Here is a 25,207-nt window from a genome sequence, read left to right as displayed (position 1 = left end):
ATGTTTCAGAATGGCTTAGCTAAAGAAAATACCGGTTTTTCCATCGATTTTTACAACCAAATGGAGAGCGCTATTCACAATTCACTTTAAGAGCGGACTCGCCCGACAGCTGCTTCAATTGTAGACAGAAACAGACAATCGCAATGCTTGTGGAAGCGGGTTCCAGATGCCGGTTCGAAGCCCCGCCGAGCGCAAGGCAGCGGCAGTCCAGGTGTTGCAGCCGAAGAGGGCGTTGAAGTATCCCCTGGCCTCGAAGAACCGGTCGATCTCGCCGTAGCCCGCACCCGTAATCGGCACCACCGCGCCCGCGTCGCGGACGAAGCTCTCGGAGATAAAGTCGCGCAGCCGTACCAATTGATCGTCACTGACATTGAATGCCGTAACGGTGGGCTGCGGCTCATTGATAGGGCCCGCAAGGTCCACATGCAGCACTGAACGGTCGATCGTCAGCGCGCGCAACACCGGCAGCGGCTTCAGCTCCGCCCATGTAGGAGTTTCCAGATAGAACGCACGACCGCCCCAGCCGATAATGAGCCACTCCGCGTTCGGATGGCTGAGCGGAAAATCGGTATTGTCGAGGAAGGAAAAGGCAGCCCGCGTTTCCGCGTCGAGCGGAATGGCAATATCAGTATGGATCGGGCCTGACAGCAGCAGAATCCGATGCGTCACTGCGGCAGACGACGCCTCGACCGGCGCAATCAGCGGCCGGGGGATGAAGGTTCCGCAGGCCGCCGCAAGCACGAGCAGGAATACGATGCGTAACAACCAGCGGATGCCTGTCCTCATCGCAGCCGTCCATCACGCATCGGAGGTGGGCCTAGAACAGGAAATAGCGCTGCGCCATCGGCAGCACCGTCGCCGGCTCGCAAGTCAGCAGCTCACCGTTCGCCCTAACCTCGTAGGTCTCGGGATCGACCTCGATTTCGGGTGTCAGATCGTTGTGGATCATCGATGCCTTGGAGATGCCGCCGCGCGTATTCTTCACCGCGACCAGGTCCTTGGCGACACCGAGCCGGCCCTTCAGGCCGGCATCGAGCGAGGCCTGGCTGACGAAGGTGACGGAGGAATTGGTGAGGCTCTTGCCATAGGAGGCAAACATCGGCCGGTAGTGCACCGGTTGCGGCGTCGGGATCGAGGCGTTCGGATCGCCCATCGGCGCGGCCGCGATCGAGCCCCCGAGCAGCACCATATCGGGCTTCACGCCGAAGAAGGCAGGATTCCACAGCACGAGGTCGGCGCGCTTGCCGACTTCGACCGAGCCGATCTCACGGCTGAGACCATGGGCGATCGCCGGGTTGATCGTATATTTGGCGATATAGCGGCGGACGCGGAAATTGTCGTTGTCGCCCTTCTCCTCCTTCAGCCGGCCGCGCTGACGCTTCATCTTGTCGGCCGTCTGCCAGGTGCGGATCGCCACCTCGCCGACTCGGCCCATGGCTTGGCTGTCGGACGAGATGATCGAGAAGGCGCCGATGTCGTGCAGGATGTCTTCGGCGGCGATTGTTTCCTTGCGGATCCGGCTTTCGGCAAAAGCGATATCCTCAGGGATCGACGGCGACAAATGGTGGCAGACCATCAGCATGTCGAGATGCTCGGCGATGGTATTGACCGTATAGGGACGCGTCGGATTGGTCGACGAGGGGATGACGTTCGGCTGGCCGCAGATCTTGATGATGTCAGGCGCATGCCCGCCGCCGGCTCCTTCCGTGTGAAAGGCATGGATGGTGCGGCCCTTGATCGCGCCGATCGTATCCTCGACGAAGCCACTTTCGTTCAGCGTGTCGGTGTGGATCATCACCTGCACGTCGTATTCGTCGGCAACCGACAGGCAGCAGTCAATGGCGCCTGGCGTCGTGCCCCAATCCTCGTGCAGCTTCAGCGAAGTAGCGCCCGCCAGCACCATTTCGGTCAGCGCTCCCGGCAGCGAGGCGTTGCCCTTGCCGGCAAAGGCGAGGTTCATCGGAAAGGCGTCGGCCGCTTCGATCATGCGCGCGAGATGCCAGGGGCCGGGCGTGCAGGTGGTGGCAAGCGTGCCGTGTGCCGGACCGGTGCCGCCGCCGAGCATGCAGGTCATGCCGCTCATCAGCGCTTCCTCGATCTGTTGCGGCGCGATGAAATGGATATGGCTGTCCATACCGCCAGCAGTGACGATCTTGCCTTCGGCGGCGATCGCCTCCGTGCCGGGGCCGACGATGATGTTGACACCCGGCTGCATGTCGGGATTACCGGCCTTGCCGATCGCAACGATACGCCCGTCCTTGAGCCCGATATCGGCCTTGTAGATGCCCGAATGATCGACGATTACCGAATTGGTGATGACCGTATCGACCGCGCCATCGGCCCGCGTCACCTGGCTCTGGCCCATGCCGTCACGGATCACCTTGCCGCCGCCGAACTTTACCTCCTCGCCATAGGTGGTGAAATCCTTCTCGATCTCGATGAAGAGCTCCGTATCGGCAAGGCGCACCTTGTCTCCAGTGGTCGGTCCGAACATGCCGGCATAGGCGGCGCGCGAGATCTTGTAGGGCATCTATCAGGCTCCTTGGGAGGAAGAGACAAGTGTTTTCCCGCCGAGCCGCTTGAGGCGGCCAGCGGCAATATAGCTATCGACCAGCTGTCGTTCGGCCGAAAACGGGTGCCATTCCCAGCCGGCGTGGCCGAAGCCGGCGAGCGTCACCTCGGCCTCGGCAGATGTGTTCAGCACTTCGGCAATGACGATCATACCACTGCTCGGCACGACATAGGGCGAAGGAGCAAAGGCCGAAAGCGAGGCATCGACGGCCTCGTGAACCGAGTTGCCGATGACGACGTGCTTCTTGCCGGTGTCTGTGCAGAAAACACTGAACTCATCGGTATAGTCGTCGCAGAAATCGTCGAGTTCCGGATGCGAGACGGCAAGCGGCGCCCGCATCGCGGCGAATTTTTCAGGGTCGCGCACACTCCAGATTTCGCCAGCCGACACGACGCCGGGATGGGCCCGCCACTCACGCGAACCGAGCATCGCCTTTGCCGGCCGGCCGGTATTGCAGACCGCAACGGCATCCGTGCGGCTGCCGCCGGCGCCATAGGAGCGGCAATCATTGAAGCGGATGACGAAATCGGCGGCATCGATGATGCCCGCCACCCCTTCTTCGACTTCGCCATTACCGACGATCATGATCTTCCTGATCACCCTAGTTGCTCATCGCATCTTCGAGCTCTTTCAGCTCTTGTGTACGTTTGTCCGTAATATTGGCGAGACATCCGGCGACCAGCATCGGCTCCATCGTGCCGCCGCGGGCCTGAAAGCCGAAGGTGTCGCATTCAGCGTCGCGATAATCGATCCAGGCGCGCTGCGCCTTGACCAGCGCCTGCTCCGCGCCCTTCAAGTCGCCATCCAGGTCCTTGTCGATCGCTGCCAGCACGGCGCGGGTCTTCTTGTATTGCACATTCAAAGTCTTGTCGGCGGCCTCATGGCGCATCGCCTCGCAGGCAGTCATGTCCGATTGCGTCTTGGGACTGTTGCAATCGATATCCTCAGCAGAGGCAGCACCTGCCGTCAGCAGCATCGCCGCCCCGACGAGGCAGATATTCAAGCGCATGCATTCCTCCAGCCTATTGTTCTTAAAGCTTGCCCATCACCAGCTGACGGAAACCGTAGACCTCGCGCTTGCCGGAAAGCGGGATCAGCGTCACCGAGCGAGTCTGCCCCGGCTCGAAGCGCACCGCCGTTCCCGCCGGAATATCGAGCCGCTTGCCATGCGCTACCGCGCGATCGAAGGAAAGTCCCGCATTGGTCTCGGCGAAATGATAGTGGCTGCCGACCTGCACCGGCCTATCACCCGTATTGGAAACCTCCAGTGTCACCGTCGGCGCGCCGGCATTCAGTTCGATGTCGCCGCTTGCGGCAATGATCTCGCCTGGAATCATCTCGTCCTCCTTAAGCCGCCTTGGGCGCGCAGCCCTCGGCTTTCAGCACACGCTTCGTCGACGCCGGATTCTTGGCAAGCATCGCCGCCGGCCGAATAGGCCTGGCAACGAGATTGCCGCCGCAGTTCGGGCAGACACCCTTCAGCACGCCGTCCACGCAATCGGCGCAGAAGGTGCATTCGTAGGTGCAGATCCGTGCCTCAGCGCTAGTAGGCGGCAGATCCTTGTCGCAGCATTCGCAATTGGGCCTGAGCTCGAGCATCCCTATCTCCTCACCGGATCGGCTCGTGCACGGTGACGAGCTTGGTTCCATCAGGGAACGTTGCCTCCACCTGCACGTCATGGATCATCTCGGCAATGCCCTCCATCACCTGGTCGCGGCCGATCACATGGGCGCCGGCTTCCATCAGCTCGGCAACCGGGCGGCCATCGCGGGCGCCTTCGACGACGAAGTCGCTGATCAGCGCGATCGCTTCGGGATAGTTCAACTTGACGCCGCGCTCCAACCGCCGCCGCGCCACCATCGCCGCCATGGAAATCAACAGCTTGTCTTTTTCTCTCGGAGTGAGGTTCATCGCTTGTCCATCTGCTTGACCGAATGCTTAAGTTCATAGATTCCAGACTTTCGGCACAGGCGCACCATTGCGCAAGGCGGAAATGACGGGGATCAGGATTTTTCTGAGCGAGAAGCCGTCGGCTGCGGCAAGGCGAACGACGAGCTTGCCATTCCAAGCGCTCGCGCCGCCCATCGATCCTTCGACGAGCGGCCGGACCTTCCCGAGATAGGCTTCTGAAAACGGCCCGGCATAAAGCAGCGTCGCAAAGGCCACCTGTCCGCCGAGCACGGCCTGCCGCGCCGCGAGCGCCGCCACGCCTTCGGAAAATCTGAGTTCCTCGGCATGGATAAGTTGACCCGAGCGGCGGATGCGCCAGCGGTCGCGGAAGAGCCCTGATATCACCGTCTCACCCATCGCCTTGCGGCCGAGCAGCACGGCTTCGACAGCCAGAAATTCGGCGCTCTCGTCAAGATCGACATCCAGCCGGCGGAAAAGTGCGGCCCGGTCGAAGAGGATGGTTTCCTGCGGCAGCCAGTCGACGCGGGCTTGGGCTCCGACCGTGATGCTGGTTGCCACCTCGGCGATGCCGGCCGATGCCTTGTAGATCTTCTCGCAAGCTTGAGTGGTGACGTCGATGCGCGTGCCGGCGCCGGCATCAACGCTCCAATCCATCCGATCGCCGCCTGTCAAACCGCCAGCGGTATTGATGATGACGGCTTCCATGGAGGCATCGAAGGTATCGGGCAGGCGGATCTTCGCTGCCCCCTCCTGATAGAGTTCACGGATGCGCGTGCGGCCATCGAACAGCTTTGCCGCCAGATGCCCACGCCCTTCCGCCCTTTGCGGTCTCGTGCCTGCCGCCGCAATCGTCATATCGTCCCTTTCGGTCGCGCCCCTGTTTTCATTCAAGCGCGCGGATAACGGAAAGCAAGCAATTCCTATGCCGTCCCGAGCAGACCTCTGGCGGCGGCGGACGGTTTTCCAGGCGCCGCGCGCTCTGCTGCAAAATGCGGCATCTGCCGGTCAGACAGTCAGGTGGCGGCGGGCCTCCGGCGTATCCAGCGTCTCGGCAAGACCTTCATGCACGATTTCGCCGCGATCCATGATGTAGACATAGTCGGCAAGCTCGCGGCAGAAATCGAGATACTGTTCGACGAGCAGGATCGCCATGCCTGTGGAGTCGCGCAGAAAGCGGATCGCCCGGCCGATATCCTTGATGATCGATGGCTGAATGCCCTCGGTCGGCTCGTCGAGCACGAGAATCCTCGGCCGCGTCACCATGGCGCGCCCGATCGCCAGCTGCTGCTGCTGCCCGCCGGAAAGATCGCCGCCGCGACGTGACAACATCGACTTCAGCACCGGGAAGAGACTGAAGATGTCATCGGGGATGTTGCGGTCGCGGCGGCCAAGCGGAGCAAAGCCGGTTTCCAGATTTTCCTTGACTGTCAGCAGCGGGAAGATTTCGCGCCCCTGCGGCACATAGCCGATGCCCTGCTTGGCGCGGGCAAAAGGCGGTAGGCCGTTGAGCTTGGTATCATTGAAGGTGACGGTACCGGCCGACAGCGGATGCTGGCCGGTAACGGCGCGCAGAAGAGAACTCTTCCCCACGCCGTTACGCCCCAGCACGCAGGTGATCTTGCCCATCTCCGCTTTGATCGAGATGCCGCGCAGCGCCTGAGCGGCGCCGTAGTGGAGGTTTGCGTTTTCGACTGTCAGCATGATGCCGTCTCCTGAATCTTTGCGGGTCCAAAAAAGACCCCTCCCCAACCCCTCCCCACAAGGGGGAGGGGCAAACTCGGAGCTGCCGTCCCACTTCTCAGGAGATCATAGGAAAGCTGGCAATCGTAGCGATGAGCGAGCGCCGGGGTTAAGCCCCTCCCCCTTGTGGGGAGGGGTTGGGGAGGGGTGACACACCCATCAACATCCGATGTATCCATCATCCCTCACCGCCCCAAATAGTTCTCGATGACCTTCGGATCCGAACTCACAAAATCGATCGACCCTTCGGCCAGCACCGATCCCTCAGCAAGGCAGGTCACCTTGACGCCGAGGTCGCGGATGAAGCCCATGTCATGTTCGACGACGACGACCGACCGGGTTTTGGCGATATCCTTCAGCAGGATCGCAGTTTCCGCCGTCTCCGCATCCGTCATGCCGGCCACCGGCTCGTCGACCAGCAACAGCTTCGGCTCCTGTGCCAGCAGCATGCCGATCTCCAGCCACTGCTTCTGTCCATGTGAAAGATTGGCGGCGAATTCGTCGCGGCGGTGCGTCAGCCGCACCGTGTCGAGGATTTCCTCGATACGTGCCTTGTCCTCGCCCGAAAGCCGGTAGAACAGCGTCGAGAACACGCCGCGACGGCGGTTCAGCGCCAGCTCCAGATTGTCCCAGACCGTATGGCTCTCGAAGACCGTCGGCTTCTGGAATTTGCGGCCGATGCCAAGCTGGGCGATATCGGCCTCGTCCTTCTTGGTAAGATCGATCGTGCCGTTGAAGAACACCTCACCCTCGTCGGGCCTGGTCTTGCCGGTGATGATATCCATCATCGTCGTCTTCCCGGCGCCGTTCGGGCCGATGATGGCGCGCAACTCGCCGGGCTCGATGACGATCGACAGTGAATTCAGCGCCTTGAAGCCATCGAAGGAAACCGAAACGCCGTTGAGATAAAGCACGCTGGTGGGTTTGACGTCGGGGATCATGGCGCTCACTCCGCTGCCTGGATTTTCGGCTCGATACCGTCTTCCGCAGCCGCCGGTGGTGCCGCCTTGGAGACGACCTTCCGCTTGCCGAGATATTGCGCAATCGTGCCGACGACACCCTTCGGCAGGAACAGCGTGACGGCAACGAAGAGGCCGCCGAGCGCAAACAGCCAGAACTCCGGGAAGAGGCCGGTGAAGATCGTCTTGCCGCCGTTGACGAGGATCGCGCCGATGATCGGGCCGATCAGCGTCGCCCGCCCGCCGACCGCCGTCCAGATGACGACTTCAATCGAATTGGCAGGCGCGAATTCGCCGGGATTGATAATGCCGACCTGCGGCACGTAGAGCGCACCGGCAATACCAGCCATCATCGCCGAGACGACGAAGGTAAAGAGCTTGAAGTGCTCGACGCGGTAACCGAGGAAGCGCGTGCGGCTTTCCGCATCGCGCACGCCGACCAGCACCTTGCCGAACTTCGAGCGCACGATCGCCGAGGCGAGCAGCAGCGATAGAGCAAGGAAGATCGCAGTTGCCGCAAAGAGGACTGCACGCGTGCCGTCAGCCTGGACGTTGAAACCGATAATGTCCTTGAAATCGGTAAGGCCGTTATTGCCGCCGAAGCCCATGTCGTTGCGGAAGAAGGCCAGCAGCAGTGCATAGGTCATCGCCTGGGTGATGATCGAGAGATAGACGCCGTTGACGCGTGAGCGGAAAGCAAACCAGCCGAAGACGAAAGCGAGCAGGCCGGGCACGACGAGCACCATCAGCGCCGCAAACCAGAAATGGTTGAAGCCGTACCAGAACCAGGGCAGATCCTTCCAGTTCAGGAACACCATGAAGTCGGGTAGGATGGGGTCTCCGTAGCTGCCGCGCGTGCCGATCTGGCGCATCAGATACATGCCCATGGCATAGCCGCCGAGCGCAAAGAAGGCACCGTGGCCGAGGGAGAGGATGCCGCAGAAGCCCCAGACCAGATCAAGCGCCAGCGCCAGCAGCGCATAGGTCAGATACTTGCCGAACAGCGACATGATATAAGTCGGCACGTGCAGCGGATTGGTCGGCCCCGTCATCAGGTTCAGGACCGGCACAAGGACGGCGACCAGAAGCAGGAGGCCGATGGCAATGACGATCTTGCGATCGAGTGATCGGAGAAGGAAGGCCGTTATCATGCTTCCACCGCCCTTCCTTTGAGTGCGAAGAGCCCGCGGGGACGCTTCTGGATGAAGAGAATGATGATGACGAGCACCAGGATCTTGCCGAGTACGGCGCCGGCGAAGGGCTCGAGGAACTTGTTGACGACGCCGAGCGAGAGTGCACCGACCAGCGTACCCCAGAGATTGCCGACACCGCCGAAGACGACGACCATGAAGCTGTCGATGATGTAGGCTTGACCGAGGTTCGGCGAGACATTGTCGATCTGGCTGAGCGCCACGCCGGCAATGCCGGCAATGCCCGAGCCGAGCGCGAAGGTGAAGGCATCGACCCAGCCGGTGCGGATGCCCATCGACGACGCCATGCGCCGGTTCTGCGTAACGGCACGCATCTGCAGGCCGAAGGCGGACCGTTTGAGCAGCAGGAGCAGCGCCACAAAGACCACCATCGAAAAGACGATGATCCACAGTCGGTTCCAGGTAATGGAGAGCCCGCCGAGATCGAAGACGCCGGACATCCAGGTCGGATTGCGGACCTCGCGGTTGGTCGGGCCAAAGATGCTGCGCACCGCCTGCTGCAGGATGAGCGACACGCCCCAGGTGGCGAGCAGGGTTTCGAGCGGCCGGCCGTAGAGATAGCGGATAACGGCGCGCTCGATCACCAGACCGACGAAGCCGGTAAAGACGAAGGCCGCAGGCACGGCAAAGGCCAGCGAATAATCGGCAAGTTCAGGAAAGGCGGAGGTAATATATTCCTGCACCACATAGGTGGTGTAGGCGCCGATCATCACCATTTCGCCATGCGCCATGTTGATGACGCCCATGACGCCGAAGGTGATGGCAAGGCCGATCGCGGCAAGCAGCAGTACCGAGCCGAGAGACAATCCGTACCAAATATTCTGGACGATATCCCACAGCGCCAGGCTGCGATTGATGGAGCTGATATCCGCCTGGATCGCAGGCTTCAGGTCGTCAGGCGCGGTTTCGAGTGCGGTCGTGAGGATGGTCAGCGCATCACGATTGCCGCGCGCCGCGATCGTATCGATCGCAGCCTTCTTGTCTTCGACGCTCGCATCCGTCTTGAGCAGCAGCACTGCGCGCGCCGCTTCCATCGTATTCTTGATCTCAGCGTCCTTTTCGGCCGCAAGCGCCGTGTTCAGCAGGTCGAGATTGGCGGGTTCGGCATCTTTCAGGAGGCCCTGCGCCGCGGCAAGCCGCGCGGAACGGTCCGGGCTCATCAGCGTCAGCTGGCTGGTGGCGGTGCCGATGACGCCGCGAAGCGCGTTGTTGATCTTGACCTTCGTCATCAGATCCGGATCGACATCGGCAGCGGCTTCGCCGGTGATCGGATCGGAATAGGTCGGTTCGTCATCGGTACCGCCCTGGAGAAGAACCGGGCCGCCATCGGAATTGACGTAGAGAAGGCCGTCGCTCAATTGCTGCAGGATCTGGCTGACATGCTGGTCCTTGGATGCGACCAGCGCTTTGATGGCCGCTTCTCGTTCCGGGAAGTCGCCGACGCCGAGCGCATCGATAAGCACGTGGATATCGTCCTGGGCGTGGACTTCGCTCGAGATTATCACGCCCGAAAATGTCAGGCCTGAAAATGCCAGGCAAACCGTGATGAGGAAAATCTTTATGGCGCGATACATCGGCTTTCTCGCCCTTGATAGTGTTGGCCTCGCGGCGCAATCGCTGGGACGGAGCTTCCGCCCGGGATCAAACCCGGACGGAAGCCTTCAGGCAATCATCGGATCGAGGTCGTACTCAGGAGCCCTTGCCGCCGCACTTGCCCGTAGCAACGTTGAAGTTGCCGCAGGACATCGGCTTGCGCCAATCGGAGATCAGGTCCTTGGAGTCAGGCAGGAAGTCCGACCATTCGTCGCCGACGACGGCAGGTGTCTGCTGGACGATTTCGAACTGGCCGTCGGCCTGGATTTCACCGATCAGCACCGGCTTGGTGATGTGGTGGTTCGGCATGACGGTCGCATAGCCGCCCGAGAGGTTCGGAACGCTGACGCCGATGATCGTATCGAGAACCTTGTCGGTATCGGTCGTGCCGGCAGCCTGGACGGCCTTAACCCATGCGTTGAAGCCGATATAAGCAGCTTCCATCGGGTCGTTCGTTACGCGCTTGTCGTTCTTGGTGAAAGCGTGCCATTCCTTGATGAACTTCTTGTTCGCAGGGCTTTCGACCGACTCGAAGTAGTTCCAGGCAGCGAGATGGCCGACGAGCGGCTTGGTGTCGAGGCCGGCAAGTTCTTCTTCGCCGACCGAGAAGGCGACGACGGGGATGTCGGTTGCCTTGATGCCCTTGTTGCCCAGTTCCTTGTAGAACGGAACGTTGGCATCGCCGTTGATCGTAGAGACGACGGCGGTCTTCTTGCCGGCCGAACCGAATTCCTTGATCTTGGAAACTTCGGTCTGCCAGTCGGAGAAGCCGAACGGCGTGTAGTTGGTCATGATGTCTTCTTTCGGGATACCCTTCGAAATCAGGTATGCCTCGAGAATCTTGTTGGTCGTGCGCGGATAAACGTAGTCCGTACCTTCGAGAACGAAGCGCTTGACGCCTTCTTTTTCCATCAGGTAGTCGACAGCAGGAATAGCCTGCTGGTTCGGAGCAGCACCGGTGTAGAAGATGTTGCGCGAGGACTCTTCGCCTTCATACTGGACCGGGTAGAAGAGGATCGAGTTGGTCTCTTCGAAAACCGGCAGAACGGACTTGCGCGACGAGGACGTCCAGCAACCGAAGACGGCGGCAACCTTGTCCTTCTGGATCAGCTCACGTGCCTTTTCGGCAAACAGCGGCCAGTCGGAAGCCGGGTCGACGACGACGGCCTCGAGCTTCTTGCCGAGAAGGCCACCCTTCTTGTTCTGCTCGTCGATGAGCATCAGCATGGCGTCCTTGAGCGTGGTCTCGGAGATGGCCATGGTGCCGGAGAGCGAGTGCAGAATGCCGACCTTGATCGTGTCATCGGCGGCAACTGCACCGCCGAAGGCGGACGACGCCGCCATGACGGCGCCGAGCGCTGCGCCCGTAATAGTGGATTTGAGATTCATCTGGTTGAACTCCCCTCTTCTTGTTCCGCAACAGACCGGAAACGGAGATTAACTGTTGCTTAAAGAACTATCGGGTGCTGCAGCGCGAAAACACATACGTCGATTGACGTAGGCGCGGGGGGCAAACAGGCAGCAGGCCGGGAGAGAGGGGGCATCCCCCACCGCGGGAGATGCCCTGTCGATTCTCTCGGAGGAATTATCCGTCGATCGTCAAGGTGACTGATGTCGGGCCGAAGGAGAGGCTCGCCTTGTGGCCGGAGACGGTGAACTTGCCGAAGGTGCCGGTCACGGCACTCGCCTTCAGGATTTCGATCTTGGTTCCGGGCGTCAGGACATAGCCATCGACAACCGTCACGTTAAGGTCGCCGGCCAGCGCCGCCTTGCCCTCGACGACCAACGTACCTCCGCCGTTCGCGCTGAGCGCCGGCTTCACCGCGGCATTGGCGAGCTGCTGATAATCGCCGCTCACGGTCAGCGGCCTGTCGGTCGCCAGAACCAGCGAACCACCGTTAACTGTCAGCCCGCCAAGACCGAAGGCCGACGGCGACAGGGCCACCAGCGCGCCCTCTTCCAGCACAGTGCCGCCGGCGTAGCTGTTCGCACCCGACAGCCCGAGGATGCCGTCGCCGCGCTTCACCAGCCTGCCCTTGCCGCCGATATCGTTCCGCCAGGTATCGATCGAATCGAAACCGCCCTTTGCCGCGTCCATCGTCACGGTCACGTCCTGTTCGAACGCGCCGTACCCGTCGGCGGCGGCAAACAGGTTGAGGCGGCCGTAACCTTCCGCATCGTCGAGGAGCGGGTAGCCGGACGCAACCGCCGTCGTCTTCAACACGTCGCGGCGCTGCTCGCTGTCCAGATAGGGCAGACGCGTTTCCAGAAGCGCTTCGGCGCCCTGCGGCACACGCGCCGGCTGATCGGTCGCATGGATCGTCGGCAGGCCGTAGCTCAGGCGCTGCAGCACGTAAGCGCGATTGGCGTCATGATCGGCGAAACGATCTGCAGTCAGCGGTGCCGCATGGGCGGCAACCTCGAGCGCGCCCGCATCCGCAACGCCTGATTTGGCGACGAGCCATGCCTGCGCTTGGGCGTAAGCATCGCTCTTCAGCGCCGCATTGTCGGCCTTGTTCAGATTGTAGACGACCGTGGCGGTGCCGAGCATCCGGCCGCCCATCACGTCGAGAGGAGAATGCATGCCGGCGAGGATGCGATCTTCACCCAACTCGCTGGCGCGCGTGATCATTTCCTGAAAGCGCTGCGGCACGAGATAGGCCATGGCGAGCCCATCCCGCCAGGCTTCCGCCGTATGTCCGCTCGGGAAACCGCCGTCCTCAACCGGCTTGCCGCTCTTGGCAGGCTCCAGCGTCGGGACGACCGATACCTCCTGGCTCCAGCGGTAGGGACGAGCGTATTTGAAGTAGCGCTTGGCAGGCTCCGTCGAGCCGTCACCGCTTGCGGCAATGATGAAGTCGACTGCAAGGCCCATGTCGGGATTGGCATCGGTCTTGTTTTCCGTGTCCGGCTTGCTGCCGGCGCCGCGATTATTGCCCTTGTCGTCATATTTGACCGTTGTCGCATCGGCCGCCACCTCGGTGATCGTGGTGGTCTGCTTCGAGCCTGCCTTCCAGGCATCCGTCAGCGGGCCGAGGCCATCGACGATGCTGGCATTCTTGCCGCGCCGATCGTCGAGATAGGCGGCCACCGCCTGATCGGCCGTCCGCGCCCGCGTCGCATTGACGACATAGGCAATGTTGGCGTCATGGACAGCCTGGTTGACGATATGGCCGTCGGTCTTACTGGCGGGAATGCCCTCCCAATCCGTCTTGGCGATCGCTGGGCAATTGTCCTTGGCCGGGGCCTCGACACCCGCATCGACGAAAGGCGTGCGCGGGGTCCAGATTTCGAGGAAGCCGGAGAGAAGATGAACGGCGGCGTTGGTGTCCACCGTCGAGAAGCAGGCATCACCGCGTTTGTTGGTGTTTCCGGCCTCCGCATAAGGCGCTTTCGCCGCCGTGGCCTGCTCGGCGCTGGCAAGCGATGGCACGATCGAAAGGAGGCAGACGAGGGCGGTGCTCAGGCGGCAAAGGCTTAAAACAGACATGGTGATACCCGAAATGGTTGAACGAACGCCGGGAGAGTTAGAGCCCTTATGTGACAGATCAATTGCAAAAATATTGCCATTCTGTGAACCAGTCGGTGCCTGCCTCTTGCCTTTCCCAACCATCCCGCCAAAACTGCCGGAGAGACGATGAGCCCAACCGGAATGCCGGAAAGGAAGACATGGCAGCGCGCCAACGCATCATTCCGGTAAGACGTGAATACAATCGCTGGGTCGCCAACCAGACGCTGGAAGATTACGCGCTGCGCTTCACTGCCAAGAGCGCCCGGCATTTCTCCTCGCAGCGCATCTCGCAGACGGCGATCGGCGCAATCTCCTTCCTGGCGCTGGAGGCGATCGGCGGCGCGATCACCCTCTCCTACGGCACCACCAACGCCTTTTACGCCATTGTCGTCGCCTCGGTCGCCATGCTGGCGATCGGCCTGCCGATCAGCCGCTACGCCATCCGCCACGGCGTCGACATCGATCTGCTGACGCGCGGCGCGGGCTTCGGCTATATCGGCTCGACCATCACCTCGCTGATCTATGCGAGCTTCACCTTCATGCTGTTTGCGATCGAGGCATCGATCATGTCCGGGGCGCTGGAGCTCACTCTCGGCATCCCGCTCTGGATCGGCTACATCATCAGCGCCGTCATGGTGATCCCGCTGGTAACGCACGGCGTACGGCTGATCAGCAAGTTCCAGCTGATAACCCAGCCCTTCTGGATCGTGCTGAATATCCTGCCCTTCATCTTTATCGCCCTGCTGGACTGGGAAAAATTCGATCTCTGGCGCGCCTTTGCCGGCATCCGCCATGCCTCCGGCCCGCCCGGCACCATCGCCGAATTCGATCTGGTGGAGTTCGGCGCGGCCTCCGCCGTCATCCTGGCGCTGATGTCGCAGATCGGCGAACAGGCCGACTTCCTGCGCTTCCTGCCGCCGGACCCGCAGCGCAAGTGGCGCCACCGCCTGGCGATCTTTCTCGCCGGGCCCGGCTGGGTCATCATCGGCGCGCCGAAGTTGCTTGCTGGTTCATTTCTGGTCGTGCTGACCTTCACCTCGGGCGTCCCCCTCGATCGCGCCGCCGACCCGGCGCAGATGTATCTGACCGCCTTCGGCTACATGGTCCCCTGGCACAATGGCGCGCTGCTGTTGATGGCTGCCTTCGTCGTCGTCTCGCAGCTGAAGATCAATGTGATGAACGCCTATGCCGGTTCGCTCGCCTGGTCGAACTTCTTTTCGCGGCTGACCCACAGCCATCCCGGCCGCGTCATCTGGCTGGTGTTCAACGTCGCAATCGCCCTGCTTTTGATGGAACTCGGCATCTACCGGCTGCTGGAGGAGACGCTCGGCATCTTCTCGATCATCGCCATGGCCTGGCTCTGCACGATCTCCGCCGATCTCTTCATCAACAAGCCGCTGGGGCTGGCTCCCCCCGGCATCGAGTTCAAGCGCGCCCACCTCTACGACATCAACCCGGTCGGCCTCGGCGCCATGACACTGTCGGCGACGGTGTCGCTGATTGCCCATTTCGGCGCCTTCGGGGAAATCGCCGCCTCGCTCGCTCCCTATATTACCCTCGTCATCGCGCTGGTCGCCTCGCCTGTCATCGCCTGGGCAACGAAAGGCAAGTTCTATCTCGCCCGCAAGCCGCGCCAGAGCTGGAAAAACCTGACGAACATCACCTGCTCGGTCTGCGAGCATCCCTTCGAGCCAGAGGACATGGCCTGGTGCCCGGCCTATGCCGCGCCGATCTGCTCGCTCTGCTGCTCGCTCGACAGCCGCTGCCACGACATGTGCAAGCCGGCCGCCCGTTTCAACGCGCAGGTCGGCACCGTCGCCAAGGCGCTGCTGCCGGAAGCCATTCTGGGGAAGCTGACGACGCGCCTTGGCCGCTACGGCATCGCCGTCGTGCTGGCATTGACCGCCATCGGCGCAATCCTGGCGATGATTGCCCATCAGGTCGCCTCCGCCTCGCCCGAGACGGGCGAGGTCGTCAATCGCACCATCCTCATCGTCTTCTTCGTCTTCTCGGTGATCTCAGGCGTCGTCTGCTGGTTCTATGTGCTCGCCCATGACAGCCGCGTCGTTGCCGAGGAGGAATCCTCACGCCAGAACACGCTGCTGCTCAAGGAAATCGCCGCCCACAAGAAGACCGACGCCGCCTTGCAGAACGCCAAGGAAACCGCCGAGGCCGCCAACCGTGCCAAGAGCCGCTATGTCGTCGGGCTCAGCCATGAATTACGCACGCCGCTGAACGCCGTGCTCGGCTACGCCCAGATCCTCGAACGCGACGAGACCATCCCGGCGCCGCGCCAATCCTCGATCAAGGTCATCCGCCGCAGCGCCGAGCACCTCTCCGGGCTAATCGACGGCCTGCTCGATATTTCCAAGATCGAAGCCGGCCGCCTGCAGGTCTATTCCAACGAGATCAACATCCAGGATTTCCTCGACCAGATCGTCGATATGTTCCGCCCGCAGGCACAGGCAAAGGGGCTTGCCTTCATCCATGAGCGCGCGCCGGCCTTGCCGCAATTCGTCCGCACCGACGAAAAGCGCCTGCGCCAGATCCTGGTCAACCTGCTCTCCAATGCCATCAAGTTCACTGATGAGGGCAGCGTCACCTTCGACGTCGGCTATCGCAGCCAGGTCGCGACCTTCACCGTTGCCGATACCGGCCGAGGCATCACGGAGAAAGACCTGCCCCGTATCTACGAACCCTTCCAGCGCGGCGAGGCCGAAAGCGTGCGGCCGATGCCGGGACTCGGCCTCGGCCTCACCATCACCCGGCTTTTGACCAATACGCTGGGCGGCGAGATCTCGGTTGCAAGCGTGAAGGACGAAGGCTCGACCTTCCGCGTCCGGCTGATGCTGTCCGCTGTCATGCGTGCCGTGGCCGCCGCGCCGCAGGAGAAGCGGATTGTCGGTTATGACGGCCCGCGCCGCACGGTCGTCGTCGTTGACGATAACGAGGACCACCGCGAGATGATGCGCGAGATCCTGGCGCCGCTCGATTTCATCGTGCTGACAGCGGCAGGCGGCGGCGAATGCCTGACGCTGATCGAGGGCATCATGCCGGACCTTTTCCTCGTCGATATTCTGATGCCCGGCATGAACGGCTGGCAGCTCGTCTCGCGTCTGCGTGAGGCCGGCCAGACGGCGCCGGTGCTGATGCTGTCGGCCAATATCGGTGATGCGGCCGTTCTCAGCGACAGCGACGACAGCCACAATGATGCGATCGGCAAGCCGGTCGACATCCGCCAACTGCGCGACAAGCTCGCCCTGCATCTCGGCGTGACATGGATCTATGCCGATGCCACGCCAGCCGTTTCTGTCAAGATCGAAGCGCCGATGCTAAGTCCAGGTGCTGCCCATCTGCAGGAATTGCTGCGGCTCGGCGAGATCGGCTATATCAGAGGCATTGAAGCCAAGCTTTCGGACCTTGCCAAGGTGGAGGCAAATCAGCCATTCACGGAGGAACTTCGCGCCTATGTCGCCGCCTTCGATCTCGCCGGCTTCATGACCTTCCTGCACGACTTCGACGAAAAGGTGGAATCCATTGGCTGAGCCGGCCCTCCCCCGCGACATCGTTCTGCTCGTCGACGACTCCGCCGAAGCCCTCGGCTTCATGACCGACGCGCTCGAACAATCCGGCTTCTCCGTGCTGATCGCCACATCGGGCACGGCGGCACTTGGTATCGTCGAGCGCATCACGCCCGATCTCATCCTGCTCGACGCGGTGATGCCGGGTATGGATGGCTTCGAGACCTGCCGCCGGCTGAAGGCGAATGCCGCGGTGGCGCAGGTGCCTGTCGTCTTCATGACCGGCCTGACCGAGACCGAGCATGTCGTGCACGCGCTGGAATCCGGCGGCGTCGATTATCTCAGCAAACCGATCAACATCGATGAACTGCGCGCCCGCATCCGCGTCCATCTGCGCAACGCTCGCTCGGCCCAAAGCGCCCGCATCGCCCTCGACGCAGCCGGCCGCCATCTGCTGGCAGTCAAGGGCGACGGCGCCATCCACTGGTCAACGCCGCAAGCGACACGGCTGGTTAATGCCGCCATGGGCAGCGACGACGGCATGGAAATCGTCGCCCGCCATATCGCCGGCTGGATGCGCGACCGCGTCGCCGCAGTGCGCGACGGCATCATCTCGATCGCCCATGCCGGCCAGGCAGCGTTGCAGCTCGCCTTCCTCGGCGCAATCGGCCCTGACGAATATCTCTTCCGCCTCACCGCCGCCAGTCAGCGCAGCGACGACGAGGTGCTGCGCCAGCGCTTCTCGCTCACCCAGCGCGAATCCGAAGTGCTGCTCTGGATCGCCAAGGGCAAGGCCAACCGCGACATCGGCGAAATATTGGGACTGTCGGCGCGGACGGTGAACAAACACCTCGAACAGATTTACGTGAAGCTCGGCGTCGAGAACCGCGCCTCGGCCGCCGTGAAAGCCACGCACGTGCTGTACGAGATGTAAGAGGGTGATGGAGGCTAGTTCCGTGGCGCTGCCGAGATGCCGCGGGACCATGACGGTCTCCATCCGCCGAAGCGCGGGATCGTACCGTTTTTCGCCGTCAGCAACCCCTCCGAAGCGAGCTGCCGGGCGCCATAACGCGCCGTCTTCGTGGGATCGATCGATGAGCGATTGCGGCACGGTAGCCAGGCCGGAATTGAAACACCCGCAAAAAGAAAGAAGCCCGGTCGGAACCGGGCTTCGATAATCATGTCCCATAAAGGGGAGCGAGGCTTACATGCCCTGCGGGAAGTAGCTGTACTTGCCGTCCGGACCCTTCTTCCATTCGTACATGACGTAGCCAGGAATCTTCGGGTCGCCCTTTTCGTCAAACGAAATGTCGCCGAGAACGGTCGGGAACGGGCCCTTTTCCTTCATGGCCTTGGCAACGGCCTCAGGATCCAGCGAACCGGCAGCCTTGGCGGCCCCGGCGATCGTCTGCATCGCAGCGTAGGAATAGAGCGTGTAAGCTTCCGGATTGAAACCAGCGGCTTTGAACTTTTCGACGAGTTCCTTGTTCGCAGGGTTCGCCGTCGGATCGGGGCCGAAGGTGTTCAGCGTACCGGCGACGGCGTCGCCAGCGATCGAGGCCAGTTCGTTCGAAACGATACCGTCGCCAGAAACCAGCGTTGCCTTCAGGCCTTGGTCAGCCGCCTGACGGATGATGAGACCGGCTTCGGTGTGCAGACCACCCCAATAGATGATCGAGACGCCGGCTTCCTTCATCTTGGCGATGAGGGCCGAGAAGTCCTTGTCGCCGACGTTGATGCCTTCATATATGACTTCAGTGACGCCGGCGGCATTCATAGCCTTCTTGGTTTCGTCGGCAAGGCCCTGACCGTAGGGGGTCTTGTCGTGAACGACAGCGATCTTGGCGTCCTTGAAGTGATCGGCAAGATATTTACCGGCGATGGCACCCTGCTGGTCGTCACGGCCGCAGGTGCGGAAGGTGTTCCAGAGGCCCCGCTCCGTAAAGGTCGGGTTCGTCGCGGCCGGGGTGATTTCGAGGATGCCGTTTTCGGCATAGACTTCCGAAGCCGGGATCGAAACGCCCGAGTTGAAGTGACCGACGACGAACTTGACGCCGTCAGCAGCGAACTTGTTGGCGACCGAAATACCCTGCTTCGGGTCGGAGACGTCGTCGCCGAGCTCGATCTTGATCTGCTCGCCGTTGATGCCGCCAGCCGCGTTGATGTCGGCGGCTGCCTGTTCAGCACCCTTCTGGAGCTGAGCGCCGAACGCGGCGTTCGGACCAGTCAGCGGACCAGCGACAGCGATAAGTACGTCGGCCCACGCGTTGCCGCTGAAGGCGACCATCGCCGTCAGAGCCACTGCCGACAGAAGAGACTTCTTCATATTATTACTCCCAATTTTTGGGCGGGTTCCGGTCCAAGGCCCAGCGCACTACCCACCATTGACTGCGCCAGGAAAGCTGTTCCACTCGGAAGGCAATTCATGCCTAGTTTCAACGGACTGTCAATGTTTGTCCTTCCACGAAAACGCGGAAGTTTTTTCGTACAGCCAGTAATAGTTGTTAACCATCTGATTGGTGCGGCGGTAGCGGAAGCCGGCCGTCGAGAACACCAGCAGCGTCACGAAGTCGAGGATATAGTAGAAGGCGTTGAGCATCGGCCCATTGAACAGGGCATGATGCAGGAACTGCATCGCCCAGGCGAGCAGAAATGTATAGACGATGACCAGCGGATAGTCGCTCCAGCCCTCGGCAACCGCTTTGCCGGCGCGCCAGGCCGTCCAGAAGCCTAAGAGCAAGACGATGACGCGGATCGCCACAAGGGGGCCGGCATCCGCTTCGAAGAAAAGTCCCTGCATGTCAAACTCTCCTTTCGACCTAGTGTCTTCCGCCTTCGAGATAGGCGGCCCGGACCTCGGGATTGGCAAGAAGCTCCATGCCGGAGCCGCTCATCGTCACCTTGCCGTTCACCATCACGTAGGCGCGGTGAGAAAGCCTGAGGGCGGCGAACGCGTTCTGCTCGACGAGGAAAACGGTCAGCCCGTCCGCCTCGTTGAGCTTCTTGATCGCCTCGAAAATGCCCTTGACGATCAGCGGCGCAAGACCGAGCGAGGGTTCGTCGAGAAGCAGCAGCTTCGGGCGCGCCATCAGCGCGCGGCCGATCGACAGCATCTGCTGCTCGCCGCCCGAAAGTGTTCCACCCCGCTGGGCGTGACGCTCCTTGAGACGCGGGAAGAGCGTGAAGATCTTCTCGACGTCTTCGGCGAAGTGTTTCAGATTGTCGAGCCCTGCACCCATCTGAAGATTTTCCAGAACCGTCATGCGCGGGAAGATGCGGCGGCCTTCCGGCGACTGTGCAATGCGCAGACGGGCGATTTCATGCGTCGGCATGCGGGTGATGTCGCGGCCCTCGAAGACCACCGAACCGGTGCGGGCCTGCGGGCTGCCGCAGATCGTCATCATCAGTGTCGACTTGCCGGCGCCGTTGGCGCCGATCAGACTGACGATCTCGCCCTTGTTGACGTGGACATCGATGCCGGCCAGCGCCCGGATATTGCCGTAATAGGTTTCGACGCCATTCACCTGAAGGAGCGGTTGACCCGTCATTACTTCATCGCCCATCAGTTTGCGCCTCCTTCGAGCTGCTCGACGGCTGCGATCACCTCTTCCACTTCTTCATCCTCGACACCGAGATAGGCCGCGATGACCCGCGGATCGTTCTTCACGTGATCCGGCGTGCCATCGGAAATCTTCTGACCATATTCGAGGACAACGACGTGGTCGGAGATTTCCATGACCACAGACATGTCGTGCTCGATCAGCAGGATCGACGTTCCGGTTTCGGCGCGAATGCTCTTCAGCAGCGCGTTGAGCGTTGCCGATTCCCGTGGGTTGAGGCCGGCAGCCGGTTCATCCAGGCAAAGCAGCTCCGGGCCGGTGCACATGGCGCGGGCGATTTCGAGACGCCGCTGGGCGCCGTAGGGCAAATCGCCGGCGGGGTCGTCGGCGCGGTCGATCAGGTCGGCCTTCTCGAGCCAGAAACGGGCAAGCTCGATTGCAGCGGCCGCTTCCCGCCTGTAGGGGCCGACACCGATAAGGCCGAGGATCGTATAACCCGATGCCTTCATCAGCTTGTTGTGCTGGGCAACCAGCAGGTTTTCGAGAACGGTCAGGCCGGAGAACAGCCGGATGTTCTGGAAGGTACGCGCGACCTTGGCTTCCCTCGTGATGCGAAAGTCCGGCAGGCGCTCCAGCAGGTATTGCTTGCCGCTCTTCTGGTTGAACGTGATCATGCCCATCGTCGGCTTGTAGAAGCCGGTGATGCAGTTGAAGACGGTGGTCTTGCCGGCGCCGTTCGGCCCGATCAGCGCGGTGATATCGCCACGCTTGGCTTCGAAGGAGAAGTCGTTGATGGCCATCAGGCCGCCAAACTTCATCGACAGGTGTTCGACCTTGAGAAGAGTGTCGTCAGACATCGTATTCGTCGTTACGGGGCTCATCAACCATGGCCCTCCTTGATGAAGCTTCCGGATATCGCCTTGCGCTCTCTGAGGAAGGCTGTCGGCTCACGCGATCCGACGAAGCCGCGCGGCTTAAACAGCATGACGACAACCATGGCGAGGCCGAAGATCAACATGCGGTATAGTTCCGGCGTAAAATCGGGTCCGAAGATGAGTTTTAGGAAGCTCATCTCGCGCAGCAACTCGGTGCCGCCGACCATGACGATGGCGGCGATCGCGATGCCGGTCAACGATCCCATGCCGCCAAGGACAACAATGGCGAGAATGACGGCCGATTCGAGGAAGACGAAGGACTCCGGCGAGACGAAGCCCTGGCGGGCGGCGAAGAACGAGCCGGCGAAACCGGCAAACATCGCGCCCGTCGCAAAGGCGGTGAGCTTGGTCGTCACCGTGTTGATGCCGAGCGAACGGCAGGCGATCTCATCTTCGCGCAAAGCTTCCCAGGCGCGTCCGATCGGCATACGGCGCAGCCGGATGGTGACATAGGCCGTCAGCATGCAGAGCGCCAGGATCAAATAGAACAGGAAGATCTTGTAATAGGCCGAGGAGATCGGCAGGTTAAAGAGCTTCGCAAAGCCGCCGGCCGTCGCATCGAAGGGAATGCCGAAGAGTGTTGCCTTCGGGATGCTCGAGATGCCGAAGGTGCCCTTCGTCACTTCAGTCCAGTTGATGAGGACGAGACGAATGATTTCACCGAAGGCAAGCGTCACGATGGCAAGGTAATCGCCGCGCAGGCGCAGCACCGGGAAGCCGAGAATGACGCCCCAGAGTGCCGCGAAGATGCCCGAAAGCGGCAGCAGCACCCAGAAAGACAGCCCGAAATAGCTGGACAGCAGCGCGTAGGAATAGGCGCCGACGGCATAGAAGGCGACATAGCCGAGGTCGAGCAGGCCGGCGAGGCCGACGACGATGTTCAGCCCCCAGGCGAGCATCACATAGATCAGGATCTGGATGCCGAAATTGTCGACATATGTCAGCGAGCCCTGAGGGCCTTTGATCGCCACCACCACCATGGGATAAAGCAGCAGCGCTATCAGCGCGATCTTCAGGAAATGCCGGTGGAAGAAGCTCTTCTCTGTCGAGATATCGAGCTCGCCCTCGCGCGCCTTGCTGAGCTTGCGGCGGTCGATATTCGGCCTGATGAAAACGACCATGGCGAAGCGGCCGATGGCGGCGATCGCGACGAAGATCGCAAGCAGGCCCCAGCGCTGGACAATGATCAACTCGTTGCTGATGTTCTGGTCGGTCTTGAGGCCGACATAGAGAACGAACATGCCGAACGACAGGACGGCGGCGAAAAGAGCTTCGGTAAGGCCTTTGCGGACAAGTCCGGCATCGGGCTTGCCTGCAGAATTTTCGAAATTTGCCATGACGTTATACCTTCTCGACTTCCGGCCGCCCGAGGATGCCGGTCGGCTTGAAGATCAACACGAAAGCCAGGATCGCAAAGGTCGCGACGTCCTTGTAGGCGATGGTGAAGTATGCCGACCACAGCGACTCGATAAGGCCGATAAGGAGGCCGCCGAAGACGGCGCCGGGCAACGAACCGATACCGCCGAGAACGGCTGCCGTGAAGGCCTTCACACCAGGGGTGAAGCCGTCGTTAAACGAGGCGACGCCATAATACATCAGGTACATCGTACCGGCCACGGCCGCGAGTGCCGCACCCATAACGAAAGTGATGGAGATCGTCTGATCGACGTTGACGCCGAGCAGCGCGGCCATCTTGCGATCCTGCTCGGTGGCGCGCTGGGCACGGCCGAGTGCGGTGCGATTGACGATGTACCAGAAGATCGTGAGCAGCACTGCGGTGATCACGATGATGATGATCTGCTTCAGCGACACCGAGATGTTGCCGAACTGGTAGACCGAGCTCACCATCGGCGGGATCGGCTTGTTGCGTGGACCCTGCGTCACCTGGATGAAGTTGGACAGCGTGATCGACATGCCGATCGCGGTAATCAGCGGCGCCAGGCGGAAGGACCCGCGCAGGGGCCGGTATGCGACGCGCTCGATCGTCCAATTCCACAAACTCGTCATCAGCATCGCAACGACAAGCATCACCAGCAGCAGAACGGCCACCGGGAGACCTGCGAAGATGGATGTGAGGACGAGGAAGACGATAAGAGCGGCGAAGCCACCGAGCATGAAGATGTCGCCATGGGCGAAATTGATCATGCCGATAATGCCGTAAACCATCGTATAGCCAATAGCCACAAGGCCATAGATGGATCCGAGCGTCAGCCCATTTAAGAGCTGCTGGACGAAATACTCCATATGTCATTTTCCCCTGGATGCGAGCGAAACATGCTGCATCTCTTTTTGGTTCTTCAGTTCTCCGTTTCAGAGAACCTCATAGGCCGAATGCATAGCGGTTTCGTTGGAAATGTGAAGACAAAAAGGATTTACTCCGACAGATTCTTGTCAGAACAGGCCTAAATGGCGCGTTTTGAACCAAAATCCACAGAAAAACGGCAGAGTGGGGCCTATTTTTAGCCAGAAACCACCACCGGGTTAACCACCCGGAGATATCGCCGTCGCTTTCCTACACGGTTTGCTGCGTAAGCTATTCCACAGAATCGGAAGATGGAGCAAATTCAGACCCCAAGGCAGCCCCTTTGACGAATGCCATTTCACCAGCGATGCCGCATCTTCATCTGACAAGGCTGAAAACTTATGGTAGCATCATCAGGCTGCGTATTGAGGGATGCGGAGCACAATGGGGAACACCATATATAGCTTGAGTATCTGGTTGTGACTGGGATGGTTTGCGGACGAGCGACAGCGGGGTGCTCGCCGCGTGGCGAACGGCAAAGGACAATGCTGAGGACATTTGAAAAGGCGGCGCTCGAAGCCGGCAAGGCCATCATCACGGTCTTGCGCGAAGGCTTCCCCGTCGCCATGAAGGCGGATGCAAGTCCGGTCACGGTCGCCGACGAGGAGGCCGAACGCATCATCCTCGCTCATCTTGCCAGAGATTATCCCGAAATACCCATCGTGGCAGAAGAATCGGTCGCCGCCGGCAAGGTGCCTGACATCGCCGGCCGAGGCTTCTTCCTGGTCGACCCTCTCGACGGCACCCGTGAATTCGTCGACGGGCGACAGGAATTCACAGTCAACATCGCCTATATCGAGAACGGCACCCCAGTGGCCGGTATCGTCTATGCGCCGGCGCTCGCGCTTGCCTTTTCGGGGGAACGTGGTCACGCCGAAAGGCTCGTCGTCATGGACGATTTCACGGTGGGCGCACGCAGCGCAATCACGGTGCGCGAACAGCCGGCCGACAGACTGGCGCTTGCTAGCCTTCGCCACAACAGCCCGGAGACCGGAAGCTTCCTCGCCGACCACGCAATCTTCAAATGCACCAATATCGGCTCCTCGCTGAAATTCTGCCTGCTGGCCGAAGGCAAAGCCGACGTCTATCCGCGCTTCACCCGCACGATGGAATGGGACACCGCGGCCGGTGATGCGGTGCTGCGTGCTGCCGGCGGTTCGACGGTGACGCTGGACGGAATGCCGCTGACCTACGGAAAGACCGGAACGGCGGCCGATTTCGACTTCGCCAACCCGAACTTCATCTCCTGGGGTGGCAGGAAACGCGTCCTCGAACCGGTGTAATCACCCGCGGATATCGCTGAATACCGGCCGGCGGCGCATTCCCTTGCCTTGCCGCAACGCGTTGAGGCCTGCCGCGACAATCCGCGATCTCCGACCAGCGCCCCATCT

23 protein-coding genes are annotated in these 25,207 nt (G+C 61.2%); 3 read left to right on the top strand and 20 right to left on the bottom strand.

Features of this window, described 5'->3' with window-relative positions; genetic code table 11:
* Window positions 1-114: 114 nt before the first annotated feature.
* The 14 genes from V8P77_RS00920 to V8P77_RS00855 all read right to left on the bottom strand — a co-directional run bounded on the left by V8P77_RS00920 (window position 115) and on the right by V8P77_RS00855 (window position 13,477).
* A complete protein-coding gene (locus V8P77_RS00920) occupies window positions 115-786 on the bottom strand; it encodes a TIGR02117 family protein (protein ID WP_335910247.1) in 672 nt (223 codons plus the stop codon).
* Window positions 787-817: 31 nt separating this feature from the next.
* Window positions 818-2,530 (bottom strand): urease subunit alpha, encoded by a 1,713-nt coding sequence (gene ureC / locus V8P77_RS00915; protein WP_335910246.1) that lies wholly within the window; start codon window positions 2,528-2,530, stop codon window positions 818-820.
* Between the two features lie 3 nt (window positions 2,531-2,533).
* On the bottom strand, window positions 2,534-3,157 hold the full coding sequence (locus V8P77_RS00910; protein ID WP_335910700.1) for a Urease operon accessory protein: 624 nt from the start codon (window positions 3,155-3,157) through the stop codon (window positions 2,534-2,536).
* Between the two features lie 16 nt (window positions 3,158-3,173).
* Window positions 3,174-3,581, bottom strand: coding sequence for a lysozyme inhibitor LprI family protein (locus V8P77_RS00905; RefSeq protein WP_335910245.1), 408 nt, complete (start codon window positions 3,579-3,581; stop codon window positions 3,174-3,176).
* Between the two features lie 22 nt (window positions 3,582-3,603).
* Window positions 3,604-3,909, bottom strand: coding sequence for an urease subunit beta (locus V8P77_RS00900; RefSeq protein ID WP_003561953.1), 306 nt, complete (start codon window positions 3,907-3,909; stop codon window positions 3,604-3,606).
* A 10-nt stretch (window positions 3,910-3,919) separates the two neighbouring features.
* Window positions 3,920-4,171: a DUF1272 domain-containing protein gene (locus V8P77_RS00895; protein WP_335910244.1), complete on the bottom strand. Its 252-nt coding sequence runs from the start codon at window positions 4,169-4,171 to the stop codon at window positions 3,920-3,922.
* Between the two features lie 10 nt (window positions 4,172-4,181).
* Entirely contained in the window at window positions 4,182-4,484 is a 303-nt protein-coding gene (locus tag V8P77_RS00890) for an urease subunit gamma (protein ID WP_003561955.1), read from the bottom strand.
* 33 nt (window positions 4,485-4,517) lie between these two features.
* The gene (locus tag V8P77_RS00885) at window positions 4,518-5,339 is read right to left on the bottom strand and encodes an urease accessory protein UreD (RefSeq protein ID WP_335910242.1); all 822 of its coding nucleotides are present in this window, start codon (window positions 5,337-5,339) and stop codon (window positions 4,518-4,520) included.
* Between the two features lie 150 nt (window positions 5,340-5,489).
* Window positions 5,490-6,185, bottom strand: coding sequence for an urea ABC transporter ATP-binding subunit UrtE (urtE, locus tag V8P77_RS00880; RefSeq protein ID WP_335910241.1), 696 nt, complete (start codon window positions 6,183-6,185; stop codon window positions 5,490-5,492).
* 224 nt (window positions 6,186-6,409) lie between these two features.
* Window positions 6,410-7,165 carry an urea ABC transporter ATP-binding protein UrtD gene (urtD, locus tag V8P77_RS00875; protein WP_168331022.1) on the bottom strand — a complete coding sequence of 252 codons (756 nt, stop codon included), beginning with the start codon at window positions 7,163-7,165 and terminating at the stop codon, window positions 6,410-6,412.
* 5 nt (window positions 7,166-7,170) lie between these two features.
* Window positions 7,171-8,334, bottom strand: a complete 1,164-nt coding sequence (gene urtC / locus V8P77_RS00870; RefSeq protein ID WP_335910239.1) for an urea ABC transporter permease subunit UrtC — start codon at window positions 8,332-8,334, stop codon at window positions 7,171-7,173.
* Window positions 8,331-9,968, bottom strand: a complete 1,638-nt coding sequence (gene urtB, locus V8P77_RS00865; RefSeq protein ID WP_335910238.1) for an urea ABC transporter permease subunit UrtB — start codon at window positions 9,966-9,968, stop codon at window positions 8,331-8,333. The genes urtC and urtB overlap by 4 nt, the downstream gene beginning before the upstream one ends.
* Before the next feature lie 115 nt (window positions 9,969-10,083).
* Entirely contained in the window at window positions 10,084-11,376 is a 1,293-nt protein-coding gene (gene urtA / locus V8P77_RS00860; protein WP_335910237.1) for an urea ABC transporter substrate-binding protein, read from the bottom strand.
* Window positions 11,377-11,572: 196 nt separating this feature from the next.
* Entirely contained in the window at window positions 11,573-13,477 is a 1,905-nt protein-coding gene (locus tag V8P77_RS00855; protein WP_335910236.1) for an acid phosphatase, read from the bottom strand.
* 179 nt (window positions 13,478-13,656) lie between these two features.
* Between V8P77_RS00855 and V8P77_RS00850 the strand changes: the two genes are divergently transcribed.
* Both V8P77_RS00850 and V8P77_RS00845 read left to right on the top strand, forming a co-directional pair.
* On the top strand, window positions 13,657-17,043 hold the full coding sequence (locus V8P77_RS00850; protein WP_335910235.1) for a hybrid sensor histidine kinase/response regulator: 3,387 nt from the start codon (window positions 13,657-13,659) through the stop codon (window positions 17,041-17,043).
* Window positions 17,036-17,953 carry a response regulator transcription factor gene (locus tag V8P77_RS00845; protein WP_011653196.1) on the top strand — a complete coding sequence of 306 codons (918 nt, stop codon included), beginning with the start codon at window positions 17,036-17,038 and terminating at the stop codon, window positions 17,951-17,953. The genes V8P77_RS00850 and V8P77_RS00845 overlap by 8 nt, the downstream gene beginning before the upstream one ends.
* 270 nt (window positions 17,954-18,223) lie before the next feature.
* On the opposite strand, the gene V8P77_RS00840 is transcribed toward V8P77_RS00845, so the two are convergent.
* The 6 genes from V8P77_RS00840 to V8P77_RS00815 form a co-directional block, all read right to left on the bottom strand.
* Entirely contained in the window at window positions 18,224-19,345 is a 1,122-nt protein-coding gene (locus V8P77_RS00840) for a branched-chain amino acid ABC transporter substrate-binding protein (RefSeq protein ID WP_017989237.1), read from the bottom strand.
* A 120-nt stretch (window positions 19,346-19,465) separates the two neighbouring features.
* Entirely contained in the window at window positions 19,466-19,819 is a 354-nt protein-coding gene (locus tag V8P77_RS00835; RefSeq protein ID WP_017961754.1) for a DUF6867 family protein, read from the bottom strand.
* A gap of 19 nt (window positions 19,820-19,838) precedes the next feature.
* Window positions 19,839-20,582 carry an ABC transporter ATP-binding protein gene (locus V8P77_RS00830; protein ID WP_335910233.1) on the bottom strand — a complete coding sequence of 248 codons (744 nt, stop codon included), beginning with the start codon at window positions 20,580-20,582 and terminating at the stop codon, window positions 19,839-19,841.
* Window positions 20,582-21,460 (bottom strand): ABC transporter ATP-binding protein, encoded by an 879-nt coding sequence (locus tag V8P77_RS00825; RefSeq protein WP_027663854.1) that lies wholly within the window; start codon window positions 21,458-21,460, stop codon window positions 20,582-20,584. The genes V8P77_RS00830 and V8P77_RS00825 overlap by 1 nt, the downstream gene beginning before the upstream one ends.
* Window positions 21,460-22,851 (bottom strand): high-affinity branched-chain amino acid ABC transporter permease LivM, encoded by a 1,392-nt coding sequence (livM, locus tag V8P77_RS00820; protein ID WP_335910231.1) that lies wholly within the window; start codon window positions 22,849-22,851, stop codon window positions 21,460-21,462. Before livM ends, V8P77_RS00825 begins: the two co-directional genes overlap by 1 nt.
* Window positions 22,852-22,855: 4 nt before the next feature.
* Window positions 22,856-23,758: a branched-chain amino acid ABC transporter permease gene (locus V8P77_RS00815; protein ID WP_003542342.1), complete on the bottom strand. Its 903-nt coding sequence runs from the start codon at window positions 23,756-23,758 to the stop codon at window positions 22,856-22,858.
* Between the two features lie 543 nt (window positions 23,759-24,301).
* On the opposite strand from V8P77_RS00815, the gene cysQ reads away from it, so the two are divergent.
* The gene (gene cysQ / locus V8P77_RS00810; RefSeq protein ID WP_335910230.1) at window positions 24,302-25,099 is read left to right on the top strand and encodes a 3'(2'),5'-bisphosphate nucleotidase CysQ; all 798 of its coding nucleotides are present in this window, start codon (window positions 24,302-24,304) and stop codon (window positions 25,097-25,099) included.
* Window positions 25,100-25,207: the final 108 nt, after the last annotated feature.

Source organism: Rhizobium aouanii (assembly GCF_037002925.1).
Classification (GTDB): domain Bacteria; phylum Pseudomonadota; class Alphaproteobacteria; order Rhizobiales; family Rhizobiaceae; genus Rhizobium; species Rhizobium aouanii.
The sequence above is the reverse complement of the archived record's forward strand: the minus strand, read 5'-3'. Positions and strand labels throughout refer to the sequence as shown.

What these genes read in the sequence shown, in the direction of transcription:
- urtB (WP_335910238.1), bottom strand. Translation starts at nt 9,968, where the DNA reads ATGTATCGCGCCATAAAGATTTTCCTCATCACGGTTTGCCTGGCATTT.
- V8P77_RS00835 (WP_017961754.1), bottom strand. Translation starts at nt 19,819, where the DNA reads ATGCAGGGACTTTTCTTCGAAGCGGATGCCGGCCCCCTTGTGGCGATC.
- V8P77_RS00855 (WP_335910236.1), bottom strand. Translation starts at nt 13,477, where the DNA reads ATGTCTGTTTTAAGCCTTTGCCGCCTGAGCACCGCCCTCGTCTGCCTC.
- V8P77_RS00815 (WP_003542342.1), bottom strand. Translation starts at nt 23,758, where the DNA reads ATGGAGTATTTCGTCCAGCAGCTCTTAAATGGGCTGACGCTCGGATCC.
- urtA (WP_335910237.1), bottom strand. Translation starts at nt 11,376, where the DNA reads ATGAATCTCAAATCCACTATTACGGGCGCAGCGCTCGGCGCCGTCATG.
- urtD (WP_168331022.1), bottom strand. Translation starts at nt 7,165, where the DNA reads ATGATCCCCGACGTCAAACCCACCAGCGTGCTTTATCTCAACGGCGTT.
- V8P77_RS00890 (WP_003561955.1), bottom strand. Translation starts at nt 4,484, where the DNA reads ATGAACCTCACTCCGAGAGAAAAAGACAAGCTGTTGATTTCCATGGCG.
- V8P77_RS00850 (WP_335910235.1), top strand. Translation starts at nt 13,657, where the DNA reads ATGGCAGCGCGCCAACGCATCATTCCGGTAAGACGTGAATACAATCGC.
- V8P77_RS00825 (WP_027663854.1), bottom strand. Translation starts at nt 21,460, where the DNA reads ATGAGCCCCGTAACGACGAATACGATGTCTGACGACACTCTTCTCAAG.
- urtE (WP_335910241.1), bottom strand. Translation starts at nt 6,185, where the DNA reads ATGCTGACAGTCGAAAACGCAAACCTCCACTACGGCGCCGCTCAGGCG.
- ureC (WP_335910246.1), bottom strand. Translation starts at nt 2,530, where the DNA reads ATGCCCTACAAGATCTCGCGCGCCGCCTATGCCGGCATGTTCGGACCG.
- V8P77_RS00920 (WP_335910247.1), bottom strand. Translation starts at nt 786, where the DNA reads ATGAGGACAGGCATCCGCTGGTTGTTACGCATCGTATTCCTGCTCGTG.
- V8P77_RS00910 (WP_335910700.1), bottom strand. Translation starts at nt 3,157, where the DNA reads ATGATCGTCGGTAATGGCGAAGTCGAAGAAGGGGTGGCGGGCATCATC.
- V8P77_RS00840 (WP_017989237.1), bottom strand. Translation starts at nt 19,345, where the DNA reads ATGAAGAAGTCTCTTCTGTCGGCAGTGGCTCTGACGGCGATGGTCGCC.
- V8P77_RS00905 (WP_335910245.1), bottom strand. Translation starts at nt 3,581, where the DNA reads ATGCGCTTGAATATCTGCCTCGTCGGGGCGGCGATGCTGCTGACGGCA.
- V8P77_RS00830 (WP_335910233.1), bottom strand. Translation starts at nt 20,582, where the DNA reads ATGGGCGATGAAGTAATGACGGGTCAACCGCTCCTTCAGGTGAATGGC.
- V8P77_RS00885 (WP_335910242.1), bottom strand. Translation starts at nt 5,339, where the DNA reads ATGACGATTGCGGCGGCAGGCACGAGACCGCAAAGGGCGGAAGGGCGT.
- V8P77_RS00900 (WP_003561953.1), bottom strand. Translation starts at nt 3,909, where the DNA reads ATGATTCCAGGCGAGATCATTGCCGCAAGCGGCGACATCGAACTGAAT.
- livM (WP_335910231.1), bottom strand. Translation starts at nt 22,851, where the DNA reads ATGGCAAATTTCGAAAATTCTGCAGGCAAGCCCGATGCCGGACTTGTC.
- cysQ (WP_335910230.1), top strand. Translation starts at nt 24,302, where the DNA reads ATGCTGAGGACATTTGAAAAGGCGGCGCTCGAAGCCGGCAAGGCCATC.
- V8P77_RS00895 (WP_335910244.1), bottom strand. Translation starts at nt 4,171, where the DNA reads ATGCTCGAGCTCAGGCCCAATTGCGAATGCTGCGACAAGGATCTGCCG.
- urtC (WP_335910239.1), bottom strand. Translation starts at nt 8,334, where the DNA reads ATGATAACGGCCTTCCTTCTCCGATCACTCGATCGCAAGATCGTCATT.